Source organism: Streptomyces sp. CNS606, from assembly GCF_000426325.1.
Window position 1 is genome coordinate 126,032 of sequence record NZ_AUFD01000014.1, and the last position, 17,049, is coordinate 143,080.

Below are 17,049 nucleotides of genomic sequence, written 5' to 3' on the forward strand. Positions count from 1 at the left end.
ACGAGCACCACCGAGCAGAACGACAGGAGACGGACCAGTGGCCGACAACGCACGGGCGAAGAGGTTGGCGGACCTCATCCGTGAGGTCGTCGCGAGGAAGCTGCAGCGGGGCGTCAAGGACCCCCGCCTCGGCTCGCACGTGACGATCACGGACACGCGGGTCACCGGCGACCTGCGGGAGGCGACCGTCTTCTACACGGTGTACGGGGACGACGAGGAGCGCGAGCAGGCCGCGAAGGGCCTGGAGAGCGCCAAGGGCGTCCTCCGTTCCGCGGTCGGCGCGGCGGCGGGGGTCAAATTCACCCCCACCCTCACCTTCGTGCCCGACGCCCTCCCCGAGAACGCCAAGACCATCGACGACCTGCTCGCCCGGGCGAAGGCCTCGGACGAGGAGGTCCGCAAGGCGTCCTCCGGCGCCGTGTACGCGGGCGAGGCCGACCCCTACCGTCGGCCCCCCGAAGACGCCGAAGACGCCGAAGGCGCCGACGCGTCGGATGGCACGGGCGACGAGGACGACGAGGGCCGGTCCGCGTGAAGCGCAGGGATCCGCTGGAGCCCGGCGGGCTGGTCGTCGTCGACAAGCCCGCCGGATTCACCTCGCACGACGTCGTCGCGAAGATGCGCGGCATCGCCCGCACCCGCCGCGTCGGCCACGCCGGCACCCTGGACCCGATGGCCACCGGCGTGCTCGTCCTCGGGGTCGAGCGCGCCACCAAGCTGCTCGGCCATCTCGCGCTGACCGAGAAGGAGTACGTCGGCACGATCCGGCTCGGCCAGACCACCCTCACCGACGACGCGGAAGGGGAGACGACCTCGGCGAAGGACGCCTCCGGCGTCACCCGTGAGGCGATCGAGGCGGGTGTGGCCGCACTGACGGGTGCTCTCCTGCAGGTGCCGTCGAAGGTCAGCGCCGTCAAGATCGACGGCAAGCGGTCCTACCAGCGGGCCCGCGAGGGCGAGGACTTCGAGATTCCCGCCCGGCCGGTCACCGTCTCCGCCTTCGCGGTGCACGGCGTGCACGAGGACCACGCCGACGACGGCACGCCCGTCGTGGACGTGCTCGTCTCCGTGGTCTGCTCCTCCGGCACCTACATCCGGGCGCTGGCCCGCGATCTCGGCGCCGGCCTCGGCGTCGGCGGCCACCTCACCGCGCTCCGCCGCACCCGAGTCGGCCCGTACCGGCTGGACGGAGCCCGGACGCTGGAACAGCTCCAGGCCGAGCGCGACGAGTCCGATGCCGTCTCGCTGCTCCCCCTCGGGGAAGCCGCCGCCGCGGCCTTCCCGCGCTGGGACGTCGACGCGCGCCATGCGCAACTGCTCCTCAACGGCGCACAGATCACGATGCCCGGCGTGCTGGCCGCCCACGAGGGCCCGGTCGCCGCGTTCGGCCCGGAGGAACGCTTCCTCGCGCTCGTAGAGGCACGCCGCGGCCGCGCCAAGAGCCTCGCCGTCTTCGCCGCCCCGGCCTGACACGCCCGCCGTGGGACGGGACGCGGCGCGCCTCGCGCCGGCCCGGCCCACGGCCTCCCTCCCTCGGGCACTGAGTGTCTGTCCCTCCCCGGCCGCGGAATCACCCGCGCAGCGGGGCGCGCGGAGGGATTCGGGGCGCATGCGGCACACCCGGGGGCGCGATCGGGAGCGAGCCCGCCCCCGTGACCTCGGCAGGTGTCCGCGAGAACACACCGGGTCCGCTGCGGTGGCGGGGCACCGTCATGGCACCCTTGGACCCGCACCGTTTCATCAGGTAACCGCGAGGAGCAGCACCGTGCAGCGCTGGCGTGGCTTGGAGGACATCCCGGAGGGGTGGGGACGCAGCGTCGTCACCATCGGCTCGTACGACGGGGTGCACCGCGGACACCAGCTCATCATCGGCAAGGCCGTCGAGCGCGCCCGCGACCTGGGCGTGCCCGCCGTGGTGGTCACCTTCGACCCGCACCCGAGCGAGGTCGTGCGTCCGGGCAGCCACCCGCCGCTGCTCGCGCCGCACCACCGCCGTGCGGACCTGATGGCCGAGCTGGGCGTCGACGCCGTGCTCGTCCTGCCGTTCACGCAGGAGTTCTCGCAGCTCTCGCCGGCCGACTTCGTCGTCAAGGTCCTCGTCGACAAGCTGCACGCGCGCGCCGTCGTCGAGGGCCCCAACTTCCGCTTCGGCCACAAGGCGGCCGGCAACGTCGACATCCTCGCCGAGCTGGGCGCCACCTACGACTACGACGTCGACGTCGTGGACCTCTTCGCGCGCGGTGAGGCCGGTGGTGGCGCGCCGTTCTCCTCCACCCTGACCCGCACGCTGGTCGCCGAGGGCGACGTGACCGGCGCCGCCGAGGTGCTCGGCCGCCCCCACCGTGTCGAGGGCGTCGTCGTCCGGGGTGCGCAGCGCGGACGTGCGCTCGGCTTTCCCACCGCGAACGTGGAGACGCTGCCGCACACGGCGGTGCCCGCCGACGGCGTGTACGCCGGCTGGCTCACGGTCCTGGGCGAGGGCACGCCGGAGGCCATGCCCGCCGCCGTCTCCGTCGGCACCAACCCCCAGTTCGACGGCACCGAACGCACCGTCGAGGCGTATGCGATCGACCGCGTCGGCCTGGAGCTGTACGGCCTGCACGTCGCCGTCGACTTCCTGGCCTGGGTCCGCGGCCAGGAGAAGTTCGACAGCCTCGGAGCGCTGACCGACCGCATGACCGAGGACGTCGACCTGTGCCGCACGCTCGTCGCCGAGGCCGAGGCCGCCGGAGCCACGCCGCGCACCTGACCCGCACGGCGTCGCCGCGGCCCGGGAGACGGCCTGCCCGCCACAGTTCCTCGGTGTGCGCCCCGCGCGCACCCGTTGACACTCACTTTTCGCTCAAATGCCTTGCACCCACGGCGACTTGGGTCGACCCTTCTGTGACGCGTACCGCACGGTCGGTCACGCGGGCACAGCCGACGGGGGAGGGGGTACGGCGATGCGGGAGCTGGCCGGCGACGCGCTGGAACTCGCGGGGCGTTCCGAACGGGACCGCGCGATACGGGAGTGGGTCCGCACCCGGTTCCTGCGCACCAAGGGCGTGCACCCCCAACTGCCCACGCTGCTCCTGCTGGGAGCGCGGGGCAGCGGCAAGACCACACTGCTGCACCACCTGCGCCACTGGGCCGTCGCCGGCCCCGTCGCCCACCTCGACCTGTCCCGGCTCGGTGACACGGAGGGCGCGAAGCCCATCGACCTGCTCGCCCGGATCGTCTTCGACCTGCACGCGGACAAGCCGCGCGTCCCGAAGCTGACGTTCCCCACCTACGGTGTGCTGGCGCTCGCCCTGTCCACGCGCGTCGACCGGGACAGCCGGGAGACCGCCGTCCAGCAGATGCGTGCCGCGCTCAACTCGCGCACCGGGCGGGGTGGCGAGCACATGCGCGGAGTCGTCGAGGCCCTCGTCGACACCGCGGCCGCCATCGCCGGCAGCCCCGCCGCCGTCGGTGCGGCACTGCGGCTGCTGCCCGGCTGGGACTCCGACTGGGCCAGTGTGCGCACGCGGCGCCAGCTCGTCCGACTCCGCCGCCGCCACGGCGGAGGTTCCCATCAGGACGTCGTCGTGTCCCTGAACCGCCTCTACAACGAACAGGAGGAGGCCGAGCGGCAGCTCGCCGAGGCGGCGCTCTTCGACGCGTTCCTCGCCGACCTCCACGACGCCTACCGGAGCCGCCGCGGCAACCACCACCGCACCTCCCACTGCCTGCTGCTGCTGGACAACGCCGACAGCAAGCAGGGCGACGACTTCCTCCGGCTCCTGCTGGAGGCGCGCGACCGGGCCGGCCACTCCGACCCGCTGCTCGTCGTGGCCACCGCAGCCGCCCGACCCGAGGTGCTGATGCGCCGCGAGGGCAGCACCGGACGCGACCACTGCGGCTACCAGCGCGCATGGGAGGAACCCCGCAGGTTCCGTCCGGTTCCGGTGGACGACCTGCTGCACGTCGGCCCGCTCCGCAACCTCGACGCGCGCGAGGTCGACGCGGTGGTCGAGAGCGCGCTGCGCAGCCAGGCCCGCCAGGTCGAACCGCCCGAGGTCGACAACGCCGGGCAGTGGCTCGGCTGGCTCGTACACCAGCTGACCCGCGGCCAGCCCGCCGCCACCGCCGCCGTCGTCGGCACGCTGTGCCTGCGGGGCGACGCCGAGACGTGGCCCGACCGGCTCCGGCAGCTGTTCACGCCCGACCTTGTCGGCGTCCTGCTCGACCGCCTGCTGCCCCAGCGCACCAGCCTCGAGTTCCGCGCCCAGCTCGCCCGCGCCGCCGTCGCCGTCAACCTCGGCGACGCGGGGGCCGCGCGCGACCTGTGGGAGGACGCGGGGGAGGCGCTCGGCAGCGAGTTCCGGCACTTCTCCGGCGATCCGCTGTGCACGATGCGCATCGAGACCGGCGACGACCGCACCGACGGCGCCCACGAGATGCTGCACCCCCTGCTGCGCTTCCTGCTGCTCCGCGAACTCGCCGGCGCACCACCCGCCGACGACGGAACCGAGGCGTGGGACGCCGCCCAGACGGCGTTGGGCAACCGGGTCCGCTCGCGCCTCGCGGAGGGCCACGAGGACGACCGTTGGGCGCTCGCGTACCACGACCTCGCCTCCGGCCGGGTGGAGAGCGCCGCCCGCTACCTCGACGGGCGCTTCACAGAGATCCCCGCCGCCGAGTGGTGCACCGAGCTCTGCCGCCTCCGCCGCGCCCCGATCCGGACGCGCGGCGGCGCCCCGCCCGAGCCGCCGCGCCGGCTCTTCCGCGACCTGGTCGCCTTTCTCGCCGACGACGGACGCCCGCGCAGCGCGCGCACGAAGACCGTCACCCGCCTGCTCGCCGCCTGCTGGATCAGCCCGGAACCCGCCGACGATCCGGTCACCGACCTGGTGGGCGACCCGTACCGCAACCCCCTCGGAGACCCCTTCGCCGATCTGTACGACGACATCCGCGAGGAGTTCCTCACCCTCCGCGGCATGGTCGACGACGGCACGGACCGGCACGTGCTCCTACTGAAGTCCGAGCAGTACCGAAGGAGGCCCTGGTGGTGACGGAACAGCAGTTGGAGATCCCGCAGCCGCCCCCGCGCTGGTGGCTCCGCATCGGGCTCATACTCGTGGTGGTCTGCGCCCTGGTGGCCGGGGGCCTCTGGGCCTACCGGCACTTTTTCGTGCGCTGCGCCGACGGCGTCAGCCGCGTCGGACCGGACGACGCCTGCATCGGCGTCACCGACGGCGACTACGTCTTCCACGAGGACCTGACCGAGGTCATCGGTCTCATCCGGGAGGAGAACCGCCGCGTCGAGGAATCCGGCGAGCCGTGGGTGAGCATCGCCTACTTCGAGCCCATGACCCTGGGGGAGGGCGACAAGGGCACCAGCAGCATCGAACAGGAACTCCAGGGCGCCTACCTCGCCCAGTACGCCCTGAACCGGCCCGGCCTGGGCGGGGAGGGCTCGGCTCCGCAGATCAGACTCCTGCTCGCCAACCCCGGCAGCGGCTCCGCCCAGTGGGAGACGGTCGTCGAGCAGATCCTCGGCATGACCGACGGTCCGAACCCGGTCGTGGCGGTCGCCGGCTTCGGTCAGAGCAGAGCCACGACGAAGAAGGCCGTGGAACGGTTCCGGGAGCACAGGATCCCGATGGTCGGCTCGACCGTGACCGCCGACGGACTCAGCGAACGCGGCGAAACCAGCTTCTTCCGCGCCGTCGCGCCCAACAGCGACCAGACGGCGGCAGTGGTGGAACACCTCCGCCAACGCCAGCGCGAGGACGAGGACTTCACCGTCCGGCTCGTCGAGGACGGCAACGAACACGACATCTACAGCCGCTCCCTGCGGCAGGGCTTCGTGCGGGCCGCCCGGGAGCAGGGCCTCCGCGTCGATCCCGTCACCCTCCGGTTCCTCTCCAACGAGAACAGCGCCGGCAACGCGCTGGCCACCGTCGCCGACAAGGTCTGCGGCGACTCCTCCCGGGCCGACGCCGTCTATTTCGCCGGCCGCGGCCGCGCCCTCAAGACCTTCATCGAGGCCGCGGGCGCACAGGGACGCACCTGCCCCACGACCGTCTACTCCGCAGACGACGCGGTCGGCATGTTCTTCGACCTCACCCAGTTCGAGGACGCCGCGGGCTACCGGAGGTTCCTGCGGCGCTGGGACCAGAGCGCCGTGAAGGTGCAGTACACCGCCCTCGCCCACCCGGACGCCGCCGCGACGATCTATGCGAACGCCACGAGGAACCCCTACACCGACTTCCTGGAATGGTACGAGGAGAGGTTCACCAGCGAGGCGGACCTGTACAGCGGGCAGGCGATACTCGGCTACGACGCGACCTTCGCCGTCGGTCTCGCCGTCCGCAGCGCGACCGGAGAGAACACCGACAAGGAACTCTCCCCCGGCGACGTCCGCCAGATGCTCGGGTCGATCAACGGGGAGACGGCCGTCCGCGGGGTCAGCGGACCCCTCTCCTTCGGCCGGAACGGCAACCCGGAGAACAAGCCGCTGCCACTGGTGCGCCTCGACCCGGCGGGGGACACCCACCACTACGTGCTGGAGGACGTGCTGCGCCCCGAAGGTCCGCGCGAGGGCGGCTGAACCGGCGGCGACGCCGGAAGGCCCGCGGCGTCGCCGGCCGTCACCGTGAGGGGTGAGCGGCCCGGCGACGCCGACCCCTCACTGCTGGGGCGGCTGCTGCGGCCAGCCCGCGCCGGCCTGCGGGTGCCCACCCTGCTGCGGCGGCTGACCGTACGGCTGCTGCGGCTGGCCGCCCTGCGGCTGCCCGTAGGGCTGCTGCGGCACCCCCTGCCCGTACCCCTGCTGGCCCCAGCCGGGCTGGGCGCCCTGCTGGCCGTAGCCCTGCTGCGGGTAGCCCTGCGCACCGGGCATCGGCGGCGCCTGCTGCGGCGGCGGATTGCCGCTCGTGCCGTTCGAGGTCCACAGACCCTGCTCCTGCTGGGCGCGGGCGAAGTCCTCCGCGATCAGCGCGGCGAGGTCGAAGTACGCCTCCCGCGTCTTCGGCCGCATCATGTCGAGGTCCAACTCCGCGCCGGCGGAGAGGTGTTCGTCGAACGGCACGGTCACCACGCCGCGGCAGCGCGTCTCGAAGTGCGACACGATGTCCTCGACCTTGATCATCTTGCCGGTCTCGCGGACCCCGGAGATCACCGTGATGCTGCGTCGCACCAGGTCGCCGTAACCGTGCGCGGAGAGCCAGTCCAGCGTCGTACTGGCGCTGCTCGCGCCGTCCACGGACGGCGTCGAGATGACGATCAGCTGATCGGCGAGGTCCAGGACCCCGCGCATCGCCGAGTACAGCAGGCCGGTGCCCGAATCGGTGAGGATGATCGGGTACTGCCGCCCCAGGATGTCGATGACCCGGCGGTAGTCGTCGTCGTTGAACGTCGTCGAGACCGCGGGGTCCACGTCGTTCGCCAGGATCTCCAGACCCGACGGCGCCTGCGAGGTGAACCGGCGCAGGTCCATGTAGCTGTTCAGGTAAGGAATGGCCGACACCAGGTCGCGGATCGTCGCCCCGGTCTCCCGGCGCACGCGGCGGCCCAGCGTGCCCGCGTCCGGGTTGGCGTCGATCGCGATGACCTTGTCCTGCCGCTCCGTCGCCAGTGTGGAGCCGAGCGCGGTGGTCGTGGTGGTCTTGCCGACACCTCCCTTGAGGCTGATGACCGCGATCCGGTAGCACGACAGCACCGGCGTACGGATCAGCTCCAGCTTGCGCTGCCGCTCCGCCTCCTCCTTCTTGCCGCCGAGCTTGAAACGCGATCCGGCCTTCGCCGGGTTCTGCGAGCGCGGCTTCTTGTTCCTGCCGCTCACCAGCCGGTCGGAGGACAGCTCCACGGCCGCGGTGTAGCCCAGCGGCGAACCGGCGTGCGACTGGCGGCGCGGGTCCTGCGCCGGGTCGCCCACGCCGTGCGGCTGCGGACCCGTGGCGGTGCCGTGCGAGCCGTGCTGCGGATGGTGCGGCGCCTGCTGCGGCGCCTGCTGCGGCGGCGGCTGGGGAGCCTGCTGGGGGGCGTTCGGCGCCGCGGGAGGCTGCTGGCCCGGCTGAGCGGTGTGCGGAGCCTGCTGCTGCGGGACCTGCTGGGCGTTCGGGTAGCCGTAGCCGCCGGGCGCGGGCTGCTGACCCGGCTGTGCCTGCGCCGGGTACGGCTGCTGCGGCTGGTGCTGGGCCGGTGGCGGCATCGGGCCGGGGTAGCCGTAACCGCCCTGCGGGCCGGGCACGCCGGGATGCCCGCCCTGCGGCTGCTGCCCGGGGGGCTGCGCCTGCGGCTGGGCCGGGCCGGGGTAGCCGTAACCGCCGTGCTGGGCGGGCGGCACGGCCCCGTGGGCCGGGTGCGGATAGCCGTACCCGGCCTGCTGGGGCTGGGGCTGGGGTTGCATGGAGGGTTGCTGCGGGGCGTACCCCTCGCCGTGCTGCTGCGGCACGGGTGTACCCGTGCCCGGCGCGTCCCCCGACGCCGCCCACGGCGCTCCCGGCGGGGGAGTGGCGGGTCCGCCGGCCTGCTGCGCCGGGTCCGCGGGCGGGAACTGCGGCGGCAGCGGCGGCAGTCCGCCCTGACCGGCGCCCGCTCCCTCGGGGAACTGCGGCGCGGCGGGCATGGCCTGCGCGGGTCGGCCCTCGGCCCCGGGAGCGCCGTCCTGTGCGGGCGGCGCGGGAGCCTCGGGTGCGGCGGGAGCCTCCGGAACCTCGGCCGGGGCGGACGGTACGTCGGGGGCGTCAGTGGCGTCGGGAGTGAGCGGACCGGCGTCCGCGTCCGCGGCGGCGGAGGACTCCTCCCCGTCGCTGTCGCCCTCGTCCTCGGCCTCCGCGCCCGTCGCTCCGCTCTCCGCGGAGGGCGGAGCGGCTGCGCCGTCGTCCGCGCTCTCCGGCGCGCTCTCGACGGAGGACTCCTCCAAAGAGACGGAATTCCCGGAATCGTCGCCCGGGCCGGCGACCGGCTCGGCGACGGCGTCCTGCTCGTCCGCGGCGACCGGAGCATCCGGTGCGGACTCCTCCTGCGTCGCCTCCCGTTCCTCGCGCTCGCGCCGGAACTGCTCCATCTCCCGCCGCAGTGCGGCGGCCGAGAAGCGGACCGTGTCCCCGCTCTCCAGGTCGCCGCCCTCACCCGCGGGCTGTCCGGCGACCTGCTCCGCGGGCGCGTCGGCGAACGACCCCGGCCCGCTCGCGCCGCCCGGGCCCTGGCCCCCGGGGCCGGGCGCGGGTGCGTCGGGGCGGCCCGGAGCGTTGTCCTCCGGGCTCAACTGCGGGAACGACGGCGGCGCGGGCGCAGCGGGCGGCGGGCCGGGCACGTGCGGCGGCGGCCCCTGACCGGCGGGCGGCCCCTGACCGGCGGGTGGCCCCTGCTCGGCCGGCGGCCCGAACGGACCGCCCGGCACCCCGGCGCCGTAGCTGCGCGGGTCGGCGGCCTGCGGGGGCTGCGCCGACCCGTGTCCGTACGGTCCCTGCCCGACGGGCGGCGGCGGCGGAGGCGGCGGCGCGGGAGCGGGCGGCGGCGTCGGCTCGGCGTCCTGCGTGTACCAGGCCGGCGGCGTGTAGTCGATGGTGAACTGCCCCGTCGACTCCGGGTCGAGATCGGACTCGTTCTCCGCGTCGAAACGATCGCTGTCGCGGTTCGCACCCCCGACGCGGAATTCGTCCCGATCGCTACTCACAATGCCTCCTGCTGGTCCACACCCCGATGTGCTGCGCAGTGACCCAGCCTAGACTTCCCGACTCCGGACACGGCACTGTGGCCCCGTCGGTGCTCGGTGCCGGGGCCACTCTCACTTCACGCGCTTCGCCCCGATCGGCGCGACCCGGTCCGTCGTGGCACGTCTCGGTCCGACCCGCCGGTCGGAGGTCGTCATCCAGTCTCGGAGCCCGCGCTCCGCCGGTCAACTTCCCTGCGGACCACGGCCGTCCAGACCGGCAAAGCCTTCATGATCCGGCATTCCGCCGAAGGCGGGCACCGCGGGCCGACGGGTGGAAGACGTCCTCCCGGCCGCCCCCGGCGTCCAGGAGCCGCGTCAGTCCAGACGCCGCGCGTGACCGAGCAGCCCGACCTCCGCGTCCGTCGGCTGCGTCACCGAGTAGTACCGGTCCTTGCGCGTGCACCACAGGGTCACGCCGTCGCCGAGCGTCGGCAGCGACTCCGTCTCCTCCTGCGGCAGCCGCATCTTCCGGGACAGATGCCGCGCCTCGTCCGGCGACACCCGCTGGATGCCCACCAGCGACGACGTCTGGAGCAACCGCGGCGCAGCGGGGCTGAGATATGGCAGCAGCGTCACCACCGCCTGCCACGGCGCCGAGTTCACCCGTCCCCGCGGCGGCTTCATGCCGCAGTCCCGGATGACCACGACCGGGCTGCTCACCGACGGACCGAGCGACGGCACGTGCCCCACGTCGTGCAGGGTGATGCACTGCTGCTCCGCGCCCGCCGCCTGCGCCAGCGGCGTCCACACGTGCGCCCGTCCCGTCTCCACCGCGACCCGCGCGCCCGTGCCCGCCGCCCGCAGCGCCAGCACCTGGGCCGTCCACAGACCGCCGATGAGCAGCAGGTCGTACGCCGTGCGGCGGCTGAGTCCCAGCACCGCGGTCTGGTTCTGCGCGTCCGTACCAATGACCACACCGTCGTCGCCCAACGGCACGCCGATCGCGGCGAGTTCCTCCACCGCCACCCGGTGCCGCAGCGAACGCGGGCCGCGCAGCCCGAAACCGGGACGGCGCGGCCGCGGCGCCTCCTGCTCGTCCTCCCGTCCGACGATCGGGATCATCCCCGTGTCGGAGGGCGTCGCCACGTGCCGCGGCTGCGCCGGCGCCGCGCCGCCCTGCTGCTGCGGGCGGCCCAGTCCCGCACCGGGCATGCCGGTCTGCTGGGGCATCACCGGGCTGGTCATTCGCTGGTACCTCCGAGCGGCAGGGTGGCGAGCACACCGGGGACGTGCTCCCGGTCGAGCGGCACGAGTCCGGTCTTCGCACGACCGGCACGGCGCTGCAGTTCACGGCGCGCGTCGGACAGGTCGTTCTCGCTGCGGGTCACGATGCGGACATGGCCCGCGACCGACGCGTACCGTCCGTCGCCGCGGCCGAGCGTCAGGCTGAACACCGAGGTGAACACCGGCAGCGAGGTGAGGATCGACGCCAGGTGCGCGGAGCTCACCGCGCTCGGGCCGACCTGCGGCCACCGGCTGATCCAGTACGTCGCGTGCCAGCGGTCGTCGCACCGCCAGCCGCGCACCGACTCCTCCGTCCGGCGCTGCGCCCCCCGCCGGTCGCCCGCACCCGACGTCGCGTTGCTCACCCGGGGGTTGAGGCAGCTGGAGGTGGCGAGCGCCTGCACGATCTCCGCCTCGTTGAGCACCGTGGCGCTGAACCCCGCACCCTCGAGGCGGCTCGCGAGCTGGTCCGCCGCGCGCACCAGCGAGCGCTGCGCGCCCCCGAGTCCGCCGCCGCGCGCCTGGACCGCCTCCGGCGTCAGCTCGGGCGTGAGTTTCAGCGCGACCCAGGTCATCCGCAGCGACGGGATGCCCGACGCCTCCTTCAGTGACCCGTACGACCGCGCCACCACCGAGTGCTCGGGCAGGTGCGGCGCCGGAGCCGGCTGCGTGTGCTGCACGACCTGGACGGACTCCAGCCGGATGTCGTCGGTGAGCAGCGCGTCGTGCAGCAGGTTCAGCGGAAGTGGACGCTCCACACGACCGGGACGGCCCGGCCGCAGCGGCGCGTCCTTGCCCTCCACGGCGATCAGGGCGGTCAGGAACGTGCCGTCCCCGACCATGCCGATCGCACGGTCCTCACGTGTCACGTACGTCGACGTCTGCACCGCCGGATCGCACTCCACCACCGGCGCCATGCCCGGGTCGGTGCCCGGCGGGGGCGGCAGCTTCGCCTCGCGCTTGCGGCGCCGCAGCGCGCGCCCCACCTCGTACCACTCCGACAGCGCCTGCTGACGGCGGTTCACCAGCGCCACCAGCGTCAGGAGTCCGGCGACCACCGCGGCCGGGACCACCAGCCACGACTCCACGATCCAGGCGACCAGCACCAGGGCGGCCGCGATCTGGATGAGCACGAGTTGCTGAAGCCGCACCGGGCCGAGACTGCCCGGCCTCCGGTGCAGGCGCAGTGTCGCCGTCGTCGGTCCCTGCTGCTCCGGCGTCGTCGCCGACTGCTCGTCTGTCCGCTGGCGCGGGGCGCGCCGGCCCCGGGACCGGCTGCGGGTGGCGCTCGTCATCCCCCGTGTTTCCCCTTCGAGGTTCTCGTGGCACTGCTGCGCGCAGCAGTTCGGGTGGCCGGTGTCCGGCCGCGGACCGCGCGGTCCGCGTCTCGGCGGCGCCGGCATCGTGGTGCGAGTGGCCGTCGGAGGGCCGGTGGAACGGCGACCACCACCGCACGACCCCGCGGGCCTACTGTGCCGTCGCCCGGCTCCCCCGCAGCCCACCGGCCTGCACCGGGCGGGCGCCGGCCGGGCAGCCAGGATACTCACCGGGTCCGCGTGCGGCAGCAGGGTCCACGAGGGCGTTCGTGAGGGCCTTGTGCGGATGCCGCGACCTCCCGCCTCACCCGGCCGTTTGCGTCCTCGCCGCCGGGCGGCATAGTAGTGCAGCCGAGGACGGTCGACGGGAGCGGCCCGAAGTCGCCGCCCCGGAACGGCTCAGCCTCCGGGGGACGCCCGCGACGGGCATCACCAGGCAGCACACCAGGGACGACCTGGTATCACCAGGGGACACGAAAGAGACGGGGACCGATGGAGCGGCGGGACGAGCTCAGCGCCCACACCTTCGCACGGAAGCGCACCCTTGCGGCCTTCCTACAGCCGGAGTCCAGGGTCTCCGACGAGGAGGCTCCGCGCCCGGTGCGGGCCATGATGCCCGGCACCGTGATGAGTCTCGTGCTGGTCGTGGGCTGCATCGCGTGGGGCGCCATCGCCCCCAGCGCGCCTCCCGGCTGGGACGAGACGGGCGAGTACATCATCGTCGACACCGACTCCACCACGCGTTACGTCGTCCTCCCCGCCGAGGGCAAGGACGGCAAGAAGACCAAGCAGCTGCACCCGGTGCTCAACTACGCCTCCGCCAAGCTCGTGCTCGACAAGGGCAAGGGCGAGGTCACCGAGGTCGCGGGCAAGGACATCGACGCCAGCGGCATCTCCCGCGGCGCCACCATCGGCATCCCCTACGCCCCCGACCGGCTGCCCAGCCCGGAGGACGCCGAGGCGGCCAAGGAGTGGGCCGTCTGCCAGAAGCCGAGCCAGGGCGGCGAGCCGCAACAGGCCGTCTTCGTGCTCGGCGGCCAGGACAAGGATGCTCTCCAGAGCAAGAGCCGCCTCGGGGACGGCGAGGCGCTGTACGTGCAGGACTCCGAGACCGGCGCCCAGTACATCGTCGACGGTGAAGGCACCAAGCTGCTGCTGGACAACGCCTCGGACCCGGAGGGACTGCTCACCTCGCTCGTCCTGCGCGATCCGGGCGAGCCGCAGCAGGTCTCCTCCGAGTGGCTCGACACTCTCCTGCCGGGTGAGCCCCTCTCCGTCCCGAGTCCCGAGGGGGCGGGGGCGCCCGCACAGTTCGACGGCGTGGAGCAGCTCCCGGAGAGGGCCAGGACGGTCGGTACCGTCCTCGAGGCCAATCCGGGCGGGGCGCCGTACTACTACGTCGTGGGTGCGGACGGCCTGCAGCGCGTCAGCCCCCTGTACGCGGCCCTGATGCGCGGTGGTCAGGGTCAGGGGGACCCGGTTCCCGTCTCCCAGCGCGACGCCACCGCGGCGGGCGCCGATCTCGACGTCGACCGGGGCGGCAAGGGCTGGCCGAAGGAGGTCCTTCAGCACGTGAACCGTGCCGCACAGGGCATCGGGGGCAGCTCCCGCACGGTGTCCTGCAGCGTCTACACCGGCACGATGACCGGCGAGGGGCCGGAGCTGGCCGCCTGGGCCGGCAGCGCGTACCCGGCCAAGGTCGTCGCCGGGACCGCCAGCGCCTACGTGAGCTCCGGCTCCGGTCTGCTCTACCAGGAGGTGAGCGGCAGCACCGGCGGCGGTGGCGGGAAGTTCCTGCTGACCGACTCGGGACTGCGCCACGGCGTGGACACCAAGGCGAGCGCCCGACTCGGCTACGAGAAGACCAAGGCCGCACTCGTTCCGCAGAACTGGTCCCAGCTGCTGCCCAAGGGGCCGAAGCTGGACACCGACAGCGCCTCCCAGGAGCAGGGCTTCTGACGGTGCGCCGACCGTGACACGCATCACCCGGAGGACTTCCGGGTAGGCCGTAACTCCCGTTCTGCGAGCGGGAGTTACGGCATTTCGGGACCTACCGGCCCGGAGCCTCCCACTCCGGACGGCAAACTGTGAACTCCCGGTGGAAAAGCGATCACGGACAGGTCGCGGCACTGTGTTAACCGCGTGACGGTAACGGGCGTGCGAACAACCGTGTCGGTGGGACACGATATTCTTCTCAGGGTCTCAACCGGCGGTCGCCGTACGCGCAGCCGAGTAAGGACCCGCGGCCCGGTCGGGCCACTGAGACGTTCACGCGAGGATGAGCATGGGGGAAGGTGCGCCATGGCAGGACAGTTTCGGGTAACCGAGGACGAGCTCAAGGCTCTGTCGTCGAAGATCAGCCAGGTCAACAGCTCGATCCAGGGCGAGGTCAAGCGCCTCGACGGGGTCATCGGCGGGATCGCTTCCGGCTGGCAGGGCCAGGCGGCTTCCTCGTACCACCGCCTTCAGCAGCAGTGGAACGAGGACGCGCGCAAGATGAACAACATCCTCAACGACATCAAGGATGCCGTCGACGCGACCCGCCAGAACTACTCGGCGACGGAAGAGCAGCAGAACTCCGAGGTCAGCAAGATCATGTCGGACTTCGGCTGACCGGGGACGCCCCCCGATCGGCTGACGTTCCGCGCGAGTTCGCAGCTTCCAACACCGCCAGTCGCTGAAAGAGGAGACGCACAGTGTCCGGAATTCTCGTCAACTTCCAGACCGTGTCGCAGGCGTCCTCGGACGTCCGCACCACGGCGAACAACATCAAGAGCCAGCTCGACGACCTCGAGGCGGCCGTCAAGCGCGTGGCCAGCACCTGGGAGGGCTCCGCGCAGGAGGGCTACCAGAACAAGCAGCGCCAGTGGGACCAGACCGCGGACCACCTGCACCAGGTCCTCATGAAGATCTCCACCGCGCTGCAGAACTCGGCGGACAACTACCAGTCCACCGAGAAGGCCAACGCGAACGTCTGGGGCTGACCGGCAGAACGGCAACGCCCGGGCCTCGGAGTGGGCCGGCCCGACACCGGCCGGCCCGCTTCCGTCCGCCCGAACGGGCGCGGCCCCCGATGCCCCTGGGGGAGAGACACGATGTCGATGGGTATCACGCGAGCCACAGGAGAGGACCCGCACGTGGGGGTCACGGAACGACGGCCCCGGACCGCCCGCTGCACGCAGCGGGCCTTCGGCGTGCTCGCGGCACTCGGTCTCCTCGCCCTGGGCTCCGCCGCCCCGGCAGCGGCCGCCCCGGCGGACGCCCCCGCCGCCGGCCCGGGCACGGGCCTGGCCAGCACCTCCGAGTGCAAGTTCGGCGGCGAGAACATCAAGAGCACCCCCTGGTCGCTCCAGCGCGTCCTCCTGGACGAGCTCCGGGACCAGGCCACGGGCGAGCGCGTGAAGGTCGCCGTCATCGACACCGGCGTCGACAACGACAACCCCCAGATCGAGCCGGCCCTCCTCCCCGGTGACGACTTCGTCGGCGGCACCAAGGGAACCGAGGACGAGAACGGCCACGGCACCCGCGTCGCCGGCATCATCGCCGCCCAGCCCATCGGCGGCACCGGCTTCTCCGGCCTCGCCCACGACGCGAAGATCCTCCCCCTCCGCTACACCGGCGGTGAGGAGGAGGGCGACTCCGAGACGATGTCCAAGGCCATCAAGGCCGCCGTCGCCGCGGACGTCGACGTCATCAACATCTCCTCCGACACCGCCGACAAGAAGCCGAACACCGGCCTCGAAGCCGCCGTCGCCCAGGCCGTCGCCAACGACATCCTCGTCGTCGTCGCCGCCGGCAACGACGGAGCCGACGGCAAGCACGAGAAGACCTACCCCGCCGCCTACGACGGCGTCCTCGCCGTCGCCGCGTCCGACCGCAACAACGAGCGCGCCCAGTTCTCCCAGTCCGGCGACTTCGTCGACATCGCCGCCCCAGGCGTCGGCATGGTCTCCACCGTGCCCAACGGCGGGCAGTGCCCCGCCGACGGCACCTCCTTCGCCGCCCCGTACGTGGCAGGCGTCGCCGCCCTGATGGTCGAGAAGTACCCCGACTGGACGTCCCAGGAGATCGCCGCCCGCCTCATGCAGACGGCCGACCGCCCCGGCACCGGCCCCGACGCGGAACTCGGCTGGGGCGTCGTCGACCCCGTCGCAGCCCTCACCGGCGACGACACCCCGCAGCAGGAGCCCGTCGAGGACAAGCCCCGGGAGGGCGGCCGCGTCGCCCCGATGACCCTCACCATCGGCGAGAGCAAGGAAGAGCGCACCGAGCGCTACGCGGTCTACGTCATCGGCACCGCGACGGTCCTCACCCTCCTCGTCAGCGGCGCCGCCATCGCCACCCGCGACCGTCGCCGCAAACGCACCGCCGGCACCACCGCCGACAGCACAACTTCCACGCGGAACTAAGCAGCAGGGGGAGAGGAGACGGGGATATGGGTAACGGCTACAAGGTCGACCTCAGTGCCCTCGACGAGGTCATCAAGAAGCTCAACCAGGTCGTCGACGGCATGGGCAGCCCGAAGACCTGCGCCAGGTACGAGACGAACATCCCGACCGGATGGTTCGGCAACGCGGACTTCAAGGAGGCCGAAGGCCTCCGGACGACGCATGACGGCGTCAAGGCCGACATCGAGGGTTACATCGACTCGCTCCAGGGCCTGATCGTCAAGTTCAGCTCCGACGCCGCACAGGTGCGCAGGAACTACGACGACCAGGAGCAGCGGACCTCGGACGGGGTCAAGCAGGACACGGACTTCAGCTAGGTCGTATGTACCGCGAGAACGGTGGGGAGTGAACTGACGTGGGAGGCTCGTACTCCAAC

13 protein-coding genes are annotated in these 17,049 nt (G+C 72.8%); 10 read left to right on the top strand and 3 right to left on the bottom strand.

Annotated features, from left to right (window positions below):
- The first annotated feature begins 37 nt into the window (after positions 1–37).
- The 5 genes from rbfA (at position 38) to K304_RS32890 (ending at position 6,574) form a co-directional block, all read left to right on the top strand.
- Positions 38–535 carry a 30S ribosome-binding factor RbfA gene (gene rbfA, locus K304_RS0111900; RefSeq protein ID WP_027763931.1) on the top strand — a complete coding sequence of 166 codons (498 nt, stop codon included), beginning with the start codon at positions 38–40 and terminating at the stop codon, positions 533–535.
- On the top strand, positions 532–1,470 hold the full coding sequence (gene truB / locus K304_RS0111905; RefSeq protein ID WP_027763932.1) for a tRNA pseudouridine(55) synthase TruB: 939 nt from the start codon (positions 532–534) through the stop codon (positions 1,468–1,470). Before rbfA ends, truB begins: the two co-directional genes overlap by 4 nt.
- A 295-nt stretch (positions 1,471–1,765) precedes the next feature.
- Complete coding sequence (locus K304_RS0111910) at positions 1,766–2,749, top strand: bifunctional riboflavin kinase/FAD synthetase (RefSeq protein ID WP_037790073.1); 984 nt, start codon at positions 1,766–1,768, stop codon at positions 2,747–2,749.
- Between the two features lie 193 nt (positions 2,750–2,942).
- A complete protein-coding gene (locus K304_RS32885; RefSeq protein ID WP_051308336.1) occupies positions 2,943–5,033 on the top strand; it encodes a hypothetical protein in 2,091 nt (696 codons plus the stop codon).
- Positions 5,027–6,574 (top strand): ABC transporter substrate-binding protein, encoded by a 1,548-nt coding sequence (locus tag K304_RS32890; protein ID WP_051308338.1) that lies wholly within the window; start codon positions 5,027–5,029, stop codon positions 6,572–6,574. Before K304_RS32885 ends, K304_RS32890 begins: the two co-directional genes overlap by 7 nt.
- Positions 6,575–6,652: 78 nt before the next feature.
- On the opposite strand, the gene K304_RS0111925 is transcribed toward K304_RS32890, so the two are convergent.
- From K304_RS0111925 to eccE, 3 genes are all read right to left on the bottom strand, one after another.
- Entirely contained in the window at positions 6,653–9,646 is a 2,994-nt protein-coding gene (locus tag K304_RS0111925; protein WP_027763935.1) for an SCO5717 family growth-regulating ATPase, read from the bottom strand.
- 354 nt (positions 9,647–10,000) lie between these two features.
- Entirely contained in the window at positions 10,001–10,870 is an 870-nt protein-coding gene (locus K304_RS0111930; RefSeq protein ID WP_486591641.1) for a hypothetical protein, read from the bottom strand.
- On the bottom strand, positions 10,867–12,204 hold the full coding sequence (gene eccE / locus K304_RS0111935) for a type VII secretion protein EccE (protein WP_037790078.1): 1,338 nt from the start codon (positions 12,202–12,204) through the stop codon (positions 10,867–10,869). The genes K304_RS0111930 and eccE overlap by 4 nt, the downstream gene beginning before the upstream one ends.
- A gap of 513 nt (positions 12,205–12,717) precedes the next feature.
- Between eccE and eccB the strand changes: the two genes are divergently transcribed.
- The 5 genes from eccB (at position 12,718) to K304_RS28625 (ending at position 16,990) form a co-directional block, all read left to right on the top strand.
- On the top strand, positions 12,718–14,184 hold the full coding sequence (gene eccB / locus K304_RS0111940) for a type VII secretion protein EccB (RefSeq protein WP_027763938.1): 1,467 nt from the start codon (positions 12,718–12,720) through the stop codon (positions 14,182–14,184).
- A gap of 342 nt (positions 14,185–14,526) precedes the next feature.
- Positions 14,527–14,838 (top strand): WXG100 family type VII secretion target, encoded by a 312-nt coding sequence (locus K304_RS0111945; RefSeq protein WP_027763939.1) that lies wholly within the window; start codon positions 14,527–14,529, stop codon positions 14,836–14,838.
- Positions 14,839–14,921: 83 nt separating this feature from the next.
- A complete protein-coding gene (locus K304_RS0111950; protein WP_027763940.1) occupies positions 14,922–15,209 on the top strand; it encodes a WXG100 family type VII secretion target in 288 nt (95 codons plus the stop codon).
- 153 nt (positions 15,210–15,362) lie between these two features.
- A complete protein-coding gene (mycP, locus tag K304_RS28620; protein WP_486591642.1) occupies positions 15,363–16,634 on the top strand; it encodes a type VII secretion-associated serine protease mycosin in 1,272 nt (423 codons plus the stop codon).
- 26 nt (positions 16,635–16,660) lie between these two features.
- A complete protein-coding gene (locus K304_RS28625) occupies positions 16,661–16,990 on the top strand; it encodes a hypothetical protein (RefSeq protein WP_037790081.1) in 330 nt (109 codons plus the stop codon).
- Positions 16,991–17,049 lie beyond the last annotated feature (59 nt).